This window comes from Streptomyces sp. NPDC091280, assembly GCF_044768565.1.
Taxonomy (GTDB): domain Bacteria; phylum Actinomycetota; class Actinomycetes; order Streptomycetales; family Streptomycetaceae; genus Streptomyces.
On sequence record NZ_JBIVUZ010000014.1, the window covers coordinates 23,097 to 35,582 of the forward strand.

General features: G+C 70.7%; 8 protein-coding genes. 5 read left to right on the forward strand and 3 right to left on the reverse strand.

Features of this window, described 5'->3' with window-relative positions:
* Both ACIQPR_RS36460 and ACIQPR_RS36465 read left to right on the forward strand, forming a co-directional pair.
* Positions 1-2,304 carry a hypothetical protein gene (locus tag ACIQPR_RS36460; RefSeq protein WP_403657416.1) on the forward strand — a complete coding sequence of 768 codons (2,304 nt, stop codon included), beginning with the start codon at positions 1-3 and terminating at the stop codon, positions 2,302-2,304.
* Entirely contained in the window at positions 2,301-2,852 is a 552-nt protein-coding gene (locus ACIQPR_RS36465) for a hypothetical protein (RefSeq protein WP_403657419.1), read from the forward strand. The genes ACIQPR_RS36460 and ACIQPR_RS36465 overlap by 4 nt, the downstream gene beginning before the upstream one ends.
* A 23-nt stretch (positions 2,853-2,875) precedes the next feature.
* Here the strand turns inward: ACIQPR_RS36465 and mycP are convergent, their stop codons facing one another.
* Both mycP and eccB read right to left on the reverse strand, forming a co-directional pair.
* Positions 2,876-4,123, reverse strand: coding sequence for a type VII secretion-associated serine protease mycosin (gene mycP, locus ACIQPR_RS36470; RefSeq protein WP_403657422.1), 1,248 nt, complete (start codon positions 4,121-4,123; stop codon positions 2,876-2,878).
* 89 nt (positions 4,124-4,212) lie between these two features.
* Positions 4,213-5,742: a type VII secretion protein EccB gene (eccB, locus tag ACIQPR_RS36475; RefSeq protein ID WP_403657425.1), complete on the reverse strand. Its 1,530-nt coding sequence runs from the start codon at positions 5,740-5,742 to the stop codon at positions 4,213-4,215.
* 217 nt (positions 5,743-5,959) lie between these two features.
* On the opposite strand from eccB, the gene eccE reads away from it, so the two are divergent.
* The 3 genes from eccE to ACIQPR_RS36490 all read left to right on the forward strand — a co-directional run bounded on the left by eccE (position 5,960) and on the right by ACIQPR_RS36490 (position 11,384).
* Complete coding sequence (eccE, locus tag ACIQPR_RS36480; protein WP_403657428.1) at positions 5,960-7,315, forward strand: type VII secretion protein EccE; 1,356 nt, start codon at positions 5,960-5,962, stop codon at positions 7,313-7,315.
* Positions 7,316-7,356: 41 nt separating this feature from the next.
* Entirely contained in the window at positions 7,357-8,103 is a 747-nt protein-coding gene (locus tag ACIQPR_RS36485) for a hypothetical protein (protein ID WP_403658150.1), read from the forward strand.
* Positions 8,104-8,495: 392 nt separating this feature from the next.
* Positions 8,496-11,384: an SCO5717 family growth-regulating ATPase gene (locus ACIQPR_RS36490; RefSeq protein ID WP_403657431.1), complete on the forward strand. Its 2,889-nt coding sequence runs from the start codon at positions 8,496-8,498 to the stop codon at positions 11,382-11,384.
* Positions 11,385-11,473: 89 nt separating this feature from the next.
* Here ACIQPR_RS36490 and ACIQPR_RS36495 read toward each other — a convergent pair whose 3' ends face one another.
* On the reverse strand, positions 11,474-12,433 hold the full coding sequence (locus tag ACIQPR_RS36495) for a bifunctional riboflavin kinase/FAD synthetase (RefSeq protein WP_403657434.1): 960 nt from the start codon (positions 12,431-12,433) through the stop codon (positions 11,474-11,476).
* Between the last annotated feature and the right edge of the window lie 53 nt (positions 12,434-12,486).

Below are 12,486 nucleotides of genomic sequence, written 5' to 3' on the forward strand. Positions count from 1 at the left end.
GTGGCTCTCACTTTCACGGACCTCGTCGAGGTCGATCTCGGCAAGCTCGGTACCGCCGTGGCGGACTGGAAGAAGACCGTCGACAGCCTCAACACCGCGGCGGAGAACGCCCGCGAAGGGATGCGGGCGAAGTCGGACTCCGCGCAGTGGGCCGGTGTCAACGCGACCGTGACCCGCGGCTTCATCACGAAGACCGCGAAGGAGGTCTCGGACCTCCACGCCGAGGCGAACAGCATCTACCAGGTGCTCGCCGACGGGCATCCGGAACTCGTCCGGCTCCAGCAGCAGGCCAAGGACGCCTCGGGGAAGGACGCGAGCGCACTGGGCGTACGCGTCAACGACATCGGGGACGGCACGGTCGTCTGCTTCTTCCCCCACGTCCGCGGCGACACCGACGAACGCACCCAGGAACAGCTGGACGCCAAGCGGGAGTTGGAGAACCGGATCAACGGGATCCTCTCCCATGCCGCGGAGATCGACGCCTCGGTCGCGCGGGCGCTGCGCAAGAGCCACGGCGACGACGCCCACAACGCCGGCCACAGCACCTACGGGTCCCTGAACGACGCCCAGGCCGAACGCGCCCTCGAACTCGCCCGCAAGGGCGACGAGATGAGCGACGCGGAACTCCAGGAGTTCAACCGGCTGATGCGCTTCAACGGCCGTGAGCAGGACGGTGAGTTCGCGACCGAGTTCTACCAGGGGCTGGGCGGGCCGGAGAAGACGCTTGAGTTCTACGCCGAGATGTCGATCGACGGGACGAGCCCCGACGCGAGCAAGCTCCGGCTGAACGCGGTGAAGGACCTCCAGCAGAACATGGGGTTCGCGCTGGCCAACGCCACGGACCCGGACACGCGCAACCACCTCCCCGCGAGCTGGGGAGCCGATTTCCGCCGCCTGGGCACCCAGCAGATCGGCTGGGAACAAGGCCAGTGGAACAAGCCGTACGGCTACCAGGTCCTCGGCGGCCTGCTGCGCTACGGCAACTACGACCCCCGGTTCCTCGACCCGATCGCCGAACACGTCACCCAACTGCACAAGAAGGACCCGTACTTCTTCCTCAATGGCAAGGCCGCGGGCCAGGAGGACGTCTACGGCTTCAACCCGTCGGGCCGGCTGGGTTCGGGCAACGATCCGCTCAACAGCGTGCTGGAGGCGCTCGGGCACAGTCCGGAGGCCTCGGAGAAGTTCTTCACCGAACCGCCGACCGCGTACAACGAGGACGGCACGGTCAAGGGCGGCAGCCCGGGATTCGAGTCGTACCTCGATCTCTTCACCGACGAGGATTTCGACTGGACGGTCGATACCAACGACACGAACATCCTCGCCGACGAGGACAAGACGAGGAACGCGCTCACCTTCGGCCCCCAAGCACTCGGGCACGCACTGGAATCGGCGACGACCGGGCGACCGTACGACGACGATACGGGCGACGCCGTCAAGCACACGGAGGCGCGGGCGCACCTGGTCAGCGAGATCGTCGACAAGTTCGGTGAGCATCCGGAACTTCTTCGGCACAACGAGAACGGCGACCTGGACGACCAGGAATCGGGTCCCCTGTACGGAATGCGCGACAGCCTCGGAGACATCACCGCCGAGTACATGGGCGATTTCCAGCGGGCCATGTACAAGGAGGACCCCAACAGCGACCTGTTCCCGACGTTCGGTGCCGCAGCCGGCCTGGACAGCGGTCACGCAGCTCGTTTCCTGAGCGTCGTAGGGGAGGATCCGGATGCCTATGCGGCGATCACGAGCGCGCAGCAGGCGTACACCGCCGAGGTCGTGGACCAGGTCGTCAACGGCAGCAGCGACTCGACGGCCTCGCTGGACGGACGCCTGGGCGACGTGGTCGCGCCCGGTTCGGCCATCGCGGGCATCATGAGCGACTCCAGGGCCAACGCCATCTACGAGTATCACGCGGCGTCGGACACGGAGTTCAACGAGGCGGCTGCCGACAAGCAGAAATGGGTCAACCGCATTCTGGGCATGGGAATCGAGAAGATCGGCGAACGCATTCCCATCGCCGGCGCCCCTCTCGAATGGGCCTCCGAGGACATCCAGGAGTCCATCATGAAGAGCATCGAGAAGGACACCACTACCGAAGCGGAACTAGCGGCCGGAAAGCAATACAGCGATGGCCGTGACGCGGCCATCGATTCGGCCCAAGCCGCTCTCGACAACGCATTGGTGAACAATCAGCACATCAACTCCGACACAGCCGACGATCTGAGGCGTGCCATTCGCACGGCCGCAGGCGTCAGCCACTCGGACGGTGCTCTGTGGAACTCGGAGAGTGACGCGAAGTGAGGCACAAGACCTACATCCTGCGGGGGGTCTCCGCAGGCGTCGCCGCTGCCGCTGTCTTCGCCGCGGCCGGGTGCTCGGCGGACGAGCCGCGTCGGGAGTTCACGGTGCCCAAGGCCCTGTGCGGGGTGTCCGTGCCGGTCGACGCACTGTCCCGGCTCCTGCCCGCCTCCGGCAAGAAGCTCACCACCGAGGCGGACGGATCGACCGACGATGTGCTGCTCTGCAAGATCAACGTCGACGACGTCATGGTGCTGGCGTTGAGCAGGGAGCGCATCGTCGCCGGTGACTCGGCACGGCACATCCTGTACACCCAACTCCGCATCACACAGCCGAAGTTCGCGGAGGGCACCAGCATCGCGTACGCCGACGACGCCGCTGTGTCACTGCTCAAGTGCCGTGGAGCCGATGTGCAGAACGAGGACATCAGCACCCTCGTCAAGGTACTCAAGCCCGCCCGCTCGGACGAGTCCGCCATGAAGAGTCTGATCACCGACTACACGGCGAAGGTCAAGAAACAGGGGCCCTGCAAGAAGCGGTCCTCCTACTGAGGCGGCCCCCTACTCTCCGGCCGTCAACTCCCCGCCCGGCCACCACCCGCCACCCTCCCCCGCCGCCCCCGGGCATCCCGCACCGCCACCGCGGTGCCGCCCAGTGCCGCCACCGTCAGCAGGCCGCCCACGACGACGTACGTGCCCAGGCGGGTGTTGCGTTCGTCCGTTGTCTCGCCGAAGTGGAGGGGGGTCACCGAGGGGGCCTCGGCCTTGGCGACTCCGCCCTCGGGGGCCGGGGATTCGACGGGGTGTTCGGGGTCCACGTCCGTGAGGGCCTTGACCGGGTCGATGACGCCCCAGCCGACGAGGCGGTCGTGGCCGGAGATCGAGCGTTCCGCGGTCTGTTCGATCTGGGCGACGATCTGCCGGGCCGTCCAGTGCGGGTACTTGGCCTTCAACAGGGCGGCCACGCCCGCGACATAGGGCGCCGAGAAACTCGTGCCGTTGTCGGAGCAGTGGCCGCCGCCGGGCACCGTGGAGATCATGTCGACGCCGGGCGCGGCCACGCCGACGAACTCGCCGGACTGGGAGAAGGAGGCGCGTTCGTTGTTGCGGTCGGAGGCGGCCACGGCGAGGACGCCGTCGTAGGAGGCCGGGTAGGTGACCTTGACGTTGCCGCCGAGGCCGTCGTTGCCCGCGGAGGCGACGACCACGACCCGTTGGGCGAGGGCGAAGTCCACGGCCTGCCGGAGCCGGTCGTCGGGGGCGACGGCGTTCGCCGTGTCCTGGGAGATGTTGATGACACCGGCGCCTTTGGCCACCGCGTCGCGGATCGCCGTCGCGAGGGTGGCGGCCGTGCCGTCGCCCTCCGCGTCGTTCTGCTTGATCGGGATGATCGTCGCGTCGGGTGCCAGGCCTACGAAGCCGGTGCCCTTGGCGGGCCGGGCCGCGATGATGCCGGCGACCCGGGTGCCGTGGCCGACCGTGTCGGTGGTGCCCCGGTTGTTGCCGCGGTCGATCGTCTCGCCCTTGGAGTTCTTGGCGGGCAGCAGGTTCTCGCCCCTGGACGCGTCGACCGCCGACGTCAACTGCTTGTTCTTGACGTCCACTCCGGTGTCGATCACGGCCACCTTGACGCCCTTGCCGGTGGACTGCGCCCACAACTCGTCCAGATTGACGCGCTGAAGGGCCCACGGGCGGCCCGTGTACGCCTTCGACGGGAAGGTGCACTGGCCGTCGTCCGCCCAGGCCGGGGTCGCCGACAGAGGCAGCACCGACAGCGGTACGGCCAACGTCGCGGTCGCCACCGCCATCGTCACCCTCGGCATCCGCGGGGTCGTCCTCGGCCTGGTCCTCGGCATCGTCCTCGGCGTCCTCGACATCCGTGCGATCAGCATGAGTTGGTCCTCCGTCGCGCCTACGAACCCTGCGGCTGGCGGGCCGCCGCCTCCGACAGGCGGGGGCCCGTCGGCAGGAACGTCGACCACTCCGCGGGGACGGGGGCCGGGGTGACCTTCTCGTAGCCGAGGCGGGTCTGCGCGATCCTGGCCTCGCTCAGTTCTTCCTTGCGGCGCTTGGCCGTCGTACCGATGCCGCTGTCGTCGGTGGCGCTGTCGCTGTTGGACTGGAGGGCGTAGCGCAGGCCCGTGTCGGTGACCAGGAAGACCGGGCCGGCGTCGGCCTCGGTGCCCATGACCTGGCGGTAGAGCTGGCCGGAGCCGGCGGTGACGTACGCGCTGGAGGAGCCGGTGGGGAGGGGGGCGGGGAAGTCCGTACCCACCCAGGTGGAGAGGGCTGTCCTGTTGTTCTCGCCGACCGAACGCAGCACGTTGCAGACCGTGTTGCGGCCGTGCGCGGCGCTGGTGCCGTCGTTGACCGTCTTCGGTGTGTACGTCGGCCAGTTCTTGTCGGCCTCGAAGGTGGAGCTGTCGGTGACCGCGCCCGGCCCGACCGGCTGCGCCTCGCCCGTCTGGCCCGCGTCGAGGAGGGCCCTGCTGTTGAGCAGCAGCGTGGCGACGAACTCCGAGATGCCGGCGACCTTTCCGGGCAGCACCACGTAGTACTTGCGCACCTGGCCGTCGTTGGCGCTGATGACCATGCCGACCTTGTCGTACTTCTTCACCTCCGGCGCGGCGAGGGCGTTCGCCTCCGCGCCCGGGACACCGGTGATCTTCGGGATCTCGATCGGGTCGCCCTTGTGGAAGGTGTCGAGCCACTCCTGGGAGACGCGCTGCGGTGCGCGGCTCTGGGTGTCGAGGGCCTTGAGGACCTGCTTGTCGGAGGGGTCGGCGATCGGGTAGGCGGTGCCCTTGGCGTCGACGACGTACTGGTGCTTGCCGTCGGGGCCGACGACGTACATCAGGTCGCCGCCGGAGAGCCGGCCGCTGCCCTCGGTCCTGGACCAGTCCTTCTTCGCGAGGACGAACGCCGCCTTCTGGATGGACCGGCCGCCGGCCGAGGGGCTCTCGCAGACCGCCCAGCGCTTCGCCGCCTCGGCCTCGCCGGAGGAGGGCAGACGGTCGGGGGCGTACGGGATGCCGATGGTGGCGCCGTGCGGGAGCTTGCCGTTGTCGAGGACGTTCTCGTCGACGGTGATGACGCTGTCCTTGCCGGGGTCCAGCAGGAGTTTGGCGGAGGCCATGTTGAGGACCGGGTGGAGCTGGGCCTCCTTGCCGGTCTTCAGCACCACGTACCTGGTGGTCGACTTGCTGGCGACGATGACGTGCGACTCGACGTCCGACCATCCCCGGGGCGCGGTCGGCTTGAACATGCCGATACCGCCGAACACCGCGAGGATCACCACGCCGACGACCACGCCGGGCACCAGTGCGCCCAGCGGTTTCGGCGCGCCCTCCTCCGAGCCCGTCGGGGACGGCCGCAGGAAGGACGCGAGCGTGCGGCGCTTCGCGAAGGTGTAGGCGTTGAGTTCGTCGCGCCGTGATGCCATCTGTGTCCGCTCTCTCCCCGTGCGGAGCCGTGGAGGACCTGTGGAGAAACGTCCCCCGCCCCCGATTGCCTCTGGTACCCCAGGTGATACCTCAGGTGTCAGACCCGCCCCCTACTATGCCTGTTGCGTGGGTGTGCTTGTGTCACGGGTAGGGTGCTGTGGCCCTGCCGGGAGCGGAGCGCGGGGAAGTTCGGGAGAGTTCGGGGGATTTGGAGTGATGGCTGCCGCAACACGGAACCGGTCGCGATCGCAATCGCCGTCGACGGCCGCGTCAGGATCTACGACAGGGTCGGCGTCGCCAGTCGCGTCCGGGTCGACGGCGGGTCCGGCGTCGGGGTCCGGTTCCTTCACGCCGCATCTGAAGTCGCGCTCGGGGCGCGGGGGTTCGTTCACGACCCAGCGGCTGGTGCTGCTGGAGGTCGCGGCGGCGCTCGTGGTGTGCGGCTGGCTCGCCGGTCCGCTGGCGCTGGTGCCCGCGACCGCGCTCGCCGCCGTCCTCGTCGTCCTCGCCGTCGTACGACGCCGGGGCCGCTCCCTGCCGGACTGGCTCGGCACGCTGCTGGCACTGCGGTCCCGGGTGCGGCGGGCCGCGAACACCCCGGTGCCGCCGGGGACGGACGCCGGACTCGCGCCCGCCGTGGAGTGCGACCCGAGCCTGCGGACGTACAGCTACCAGCGCGGTGACGACCGCGACCAGCGGCCGGTCGGGATGATCGGCGACGGCGACTTCCTCACCGCGGTGCTCCAAGTGGAGTCGGACGCGGGCGCGTTGCGTGCCGAGCGCGGACGCAGACCGCTGCCCGTGGGGCTGGTCCGGGACACCCTCGAAGTCGACGGCATCCGTCTCGAATCCGCGCAGATCGTGGTGCACACCCAGCCCGCGCCCGCGATACAGCTGCCGCAGCAGTCGGTCGTGGTGAGCAACTACGCGCCGCTCCAGGCCCGCACGGGCTCTCCCGCCGTCCGCATCACCTGGATCGCGCTGAAGCTCGACCCTGAGTTGTGCCCCGAGGCGGTGGCCGCGCGCGGCGGCGGACTGGTCGGCGCGCAGAAGTGCCTGGTGCGGTCGGCCGAGCATCTGTCGAGCCGGCTGTCCGGTGCCGGGCTGCGCGCCAACGTGCTCACGGAGGAGGAGCTGACAGCCGCCATCGCCACCTCCGCGTGCGCCAACCCGATGGTGACCGCGCAGGCCGGGCGGAGCGAGGCACCGCAGCGGCGGACCGAGGAATCCAGCCGCAGTTGGCGCTGCGACAACCGCCGGCACACCACCTACTGGGTGCGCCGCTGGCCCCAACTGGGCGGTTCCGGCACGTCGTTGGCGCAGCTCGTGGCCCAACTGACTACGGTGCCCGCGCTGGCGACGACCTTCAGTCTGACCCTGGCCCGCGGCGAGCGGCAGGACGTGGCGCTCACCGGACATCTGCGGATCACCGGCCGCAGCAACCAGGAACTGACCGACGCCCGGCGCGAGTTGGAGCACGCGGCCCGGCAGTCGCGCACCGGCCTGTCCCGGCTCGACCGCGAGCAACTCCCCGGCGTCCTCGCCACGTTGCCCCTCGGAGGTGCCCGCTGATGGCCGCGCCGACCATCCCGACCACGTCGACCACTCCGGCCATGTCGACCGCAGCGGAGCCCGGGGCCACCACCGGTATCGCCTCGCGACTGCGCACCGGATTCGGGCTGCTCGGCCCGCGCCACCCCCAGCACTCGCTGCCCGTCGACCAGGTGGAGGAGCTGTCGCTGCCCATCGGGGACGACGGCGTGGTGGTGGGCGTCGACCCCGAGGGCCGGCCGGCCGTGCTCGGGATCAACCGCCCGACGCCGTACGACATCCTGCTCATCAGCGGCCTGTGGACGGCCCAGGTGCTGGCGCTGCGCGCGGCGGCCACCGGGGCGCGCGTCGCCGTCGAGACGGGACGGCCGCAGGCCTGGATGCAGATGGTGCACGCGATGGGCGGCGGCCAGAACGGCCTCGCGGTGTACGACGTCGGCCGCGTCCCCCCGCAGGGCGCCTCCGCCGGTACGCCCGTGCTCGTGGTGCGGGACTGCGGTATGCGGCCTCCGCGCGGGCGGGTGACGTCGGCGCCCTGGCAGTCCGTGCTGACCCTGCTGCCGTATCTCAGCCCGGTCGCACCGCGGTTGATGCGGCAGGCGCGGCTGGTGGGTGTGCAGCGGGTCTCGCCGGACGAGGCGGCCGAGATCGGGCGGGTGATCGGTCTGCCGCGCGCCGACCTGGAGTCGCTGCCGACGCTGCCCGAGGGCGTCACGCTGTGGTGCACCGAGCGGGACCGGCAGTACGTGATGACCCAGCCGACGGACGCCGAGGTGGGGTTGCTGGGCGCGGCCCGGCGGATGGACTGACGGAGGGTTCCGGCTCGGGGCCGCTCCGCGTCCACGGTGCGCCGGGTCCACGGTGCGCCGCTGCCACGGCTCTTCGCGTCCACGGCTCGGAACGGGCAGATCGAAACGCCCCAGCTGTCAGGATTGGTCGATTTCCAGGGGGATTTGATCCGCTATCACCGGTCTCGGTCGTGTGGGTGTGCACGAAGGGGTGGGCGGGCCTGCCGAGTCCACCGTTTTGGTGATTAGGCTGGGACAGGGCACGTCACGAGTATCCGCGAGCGGGTGGTGCGTCGCCCAGGGCAGGGGCTCAGGGGGACGACCCGACACATCGGGCGTATTCGGATGTATCGGATGCCGAGAACGGTCGCCCCAGCACGGCATGAGGGTGCTCGACCACACCAGGAGGAATTGTGAGCAGCGATCGGGACGGGATCCGCGGGGGCTGGGCCACGCCCGGCGATGACCAGCCCGATGACGAGTCCGCCATCGACATGACGGGCGAGTTCACGATCGACTACGCCCCGCCGGCCTGGTACACGCAGAACTCGTCGGGCACGCCCGCGGAGGCTCCGCCGACACCCCCGCCGACGTCACCGCCTCCACTGCCTGCACCTCCTACGGCTCCTCCTACGGCTCCTCCGGCTGCTCCGGCTCCCGCAGTTCCCGCGACGCCCCCGGTGCCGCCCTCGGTACAGCCTCCGGCCGGCCTCCCGTTCTCGACTCCGACGCCTCCCGGCAACTCCGGTTTCCCGTCCGCCTGGACGGCCGCGGCCCTGGTGTCCGACGAGGACGACGAGGACGCGGAGCACGGCGACCTCGTGAGCGGCGCGACCATGCGTATCTCGGCCGCCGCGCTGAAGCGGGAGATCACGGACCGGGGCGGGGTGACGGGCCCCGCGACGGGACCGACGCCGGGTCCGACGGCAGGTCCGGCCGACACGGAGGTTCCGGCGGCTGCGGCCCCGGATTCCGCTCCCACTCCCACTCCGGCCACGGGTCCCGAGAATCCCGACGGTCCCGAGGGTGAAGTGCTTCCGGCCGACGCCGACCCGGCGGAGACTCCGGCGAACGATGACGCCGAACGCACCGACACCACCGAGGCGGGCGCTCAGTCCGAGGACGACGCGGTCACCGCCCCGGAGAGCGCGGACTCGACCGCCGCCGAAGCCGAAGCCAATGCCGAAGCCGCAGACCAGAGCGCCGACGACACCCCCACGGACGAGCCGAACGACACGGAAACCGACGCCGAAACCGACGCCGGCACCGCCGCCGACACCCCGGCCAAGGACGCCACCAACGACGTACCGGATCTTCCCCCCGCGTGGAGTCGCCCGCCGACCCCGCCGAGCGGAGTCCCGCCGCTGCCGCCGTCCTACCAACCGGCAGCACCGGCCACGGCCGACCAGTGGCCCGTGCAGCCCCAGGCGCAGGCGCAGCAGCCCCCGCAGCCCCCACAGGCCCCCCAGCCCACACCGGCCGCACCGGCCGCACCGGCCGCATGGCACGCCCCCGCCCCACAGGGCCCACCGCAGAGCGGCTACGGCTTCCCCCAGTCACCCCAGGCACCCCAGTCGCCCCCGCCTGCCGCGCCGACCGCGCCGCCCACACCTCCGCCGACCCCGAACGACCAAGGCGGCTACGGCTTCCCGCCCCCCTCACCGCAGGACCACCAGGGCGGCTACGGCTTCCCCCAGGCCCCCGCGCACGAGGCGCCCCGCCCCGGCTTCGCCCCGGAGTCCTGGTCCGACGCGCCGCCGCCCCCGCACGCACCCCACATCCCGCAGCAGACCGGCGACCCGCGTCACCCCGCTCCGCCCGCACAGGCGCAGCCCCAACCGCAGCCCCAAGCTCAGCCGCAGGCGCAACCGCTGCCGCCGCAGTCCCACCCCCAGGCTCCCTCCGCGCCCCCGGTCGACCCCCGTACCGGTGCCGCCTGGCCGCAGCCCATGCAGCACGACCAGCGGCAGCCGACCAACCCCGGTGCCGCGCCGCTGGGTTACACCGCTGCCGTGGAACTGTCGTCGGACCGGCTGCTCAACAACAAGAAGCAGCGGGCGAAGAGCGGCCGGCCCGGTGCCGGATCCTCGCGGTTCAAGCTGGGCGGCAAGAAGGAAGAGGCCGAGCGGCAGCGGAAGTTGGACCTGATCCGCACGCCCGTGCTGTCCTGCTACCGCATCGCGGTCATCAGCCTCAAGGGCGGTGTCGGCAAGACCACGACCACCACCGCCCTCGGCTCCACGCTCGCCACCGAGCGCCAGGACAAGATCCTCGCGATCGACGCCAACCCGGACGCCGGCACGCTCGGCCGCCGCGTGCGCCGCGAGACCGGTGCCACGATCCGCGACCTGGTCCAGGCGATCCCGTACCTCAACTCGTACATGGACATCCGGCGGTTCACGTCCCAGGCGCCCTCCGGTCTGGAGATCATCGCCAACGACGTCGACCCGGCCGTCTCCACGACCTTCAACGACGAGGACTACCGGCGCGCGATCGACGTGCTGGGCAAGCAGTACCCGATCATCCTCACCGACTCCGGCACGGGTCTGCTCTACAGCGCCATGCGCGGGGTGCTGGACCTCGCCGACCAGCTCATCATCATCTCGACGCCGTCCGTGGACGGTGCGAGCAGCGCGAGCACGACGCTGGACTGGCTGTCGGCGCACGGGTACGCGGACCTCGTCTCCCGCTCGCTCACGGTCATCTCGGGGGTGCGCGAGACCGGCAAGACGATCAAGGTGGAGGACATCGTCAGCCACTTCGAGACGCGCTGCCGGGGTGTCGTGGTCGTGCCGTTCGACGAGCATCTCGCCGCCGGCGCGGAGGTCGACCTCGACATGATGCGGCCGAAGGTCAGGGAGTCGTACTTCCACCTCGCGGCCCTGGTCGCCGAGGACTTCGTGCGCCACCAGCAGATGCACGGCCTGTGGACGAGCGACGGCAACCCCCCGCCGGTACTGGCCCCGCCGATGCCGGGCCAGCAGGGGTACCCGGGAGCACAGGGATACCCAGGAGGGCAGGGGTATCCGGGAGGACAGGGGTATCCGGGAGCCCAGGGCCACCCCGGTCAGCAGCAGGGATATCCGGCGCAGCAACAGCCGTACCAGAACCAGCAGCAGCCGTACGCCCCGCAGCAACCGCAGCAGCAACCACAACCGCAGCACCAACAACCCCAGCAGCCCTACGGCCAGCCGCCCGCGCCGCCCTACCCCCAGCACCCGGGGCAGCAGCCCCAGCCGTATCCGCAGCAGGACGGTGGCCAGGCTCCGCCTCCCCCGCCGTCCGCGCCCCCGCAGCAGTAGCGCGACCGCAGCAGCTCCACCCCGAACGCCGAAGGGCGGCCGGTGCCCGCAAGCACCGGCCGCCCTTCGGCGTCGTAGAACCGGACCGGCTACTCCCCCTCGGGCGTGTCCGCCGAGATCAGTTCCCGGCAGCGCTTCACGTCCTGGGCCATCTGTTCCAACAGGCCCTCCAGCGAGTCGAACTTCGCCTGGCCGCGCACGAAGGCGAGGAAGTCGACGGCGACGTGCAGGCCGTAGAGGTCGAGGCCGACGCGGTCGATGGCGTACGCCTCGACCGTGCGCTCGGTGCCGTCGAACTGCGGGTTCGTGCCGACGGAGATCGCGGCCGGCATGGCCTCGCCCTCGACGTGGAGGTAGCCGGCGTAGACGCCGTCCGCCGGGATCGCCGTGTGAGGCAGGGTCTCGACGTTGGCCGTGGGGAAGCCGAGTTCGCGACCGCGCTGGGCTCCGCGCACCACGACGCCCTCGACGCGGTGCGGGCGGCCGAGGATCTCGCGGGCGCCCTCGACGTCGCCCTCGGCGACCAGCCGCCTGGTCAGCGTGGAGGAGAAGGGCTCGCCGCCGCCCGCCGCACCGCTCACGTAAAGATCCACCACCTCTACCTCGAAGTCGTATGTCCTGCCCTGCTCGATCAGGAAGGCCACATTGCCCGCGGCCTTGTGGCCGAAGCGGAAGTTCGGGCCCTCGACGACCGCCTTCGCGTGCAGCTTGTCCACCAGGACCTTGACCACGAAGTCCGCCGGGGACAGCTTCGAGAACTCCTTGGTGAACGGCAGGATCAGGACCGCGTCCACGCCCAGCTCGGCCATCAGTTCGGCACGGCGGTGGTGCGGGGCGAGCAGCGGCGGGTGGCTGCCGGGGCGCACGACCTCGCTGGGGTGCGGGTCGAAGGTGACGACGACGGAGGGAACGCCCAGCTCACGGGCGCGGTCCACGGCATGCCGGATGATCAGCTGGTGCCCGCGGTGGACCCCGTCGTAAGAACCGATGGTGACGACGCTGCGCCCCCAGTCCTCGGGGATGTCCTCCAAGCCACGCCAGCGCTGCACTGTCACTGCTCCTCGTCGCACCGTGTCCGTCTTTGGCTTGCGGGCTCGCAAGT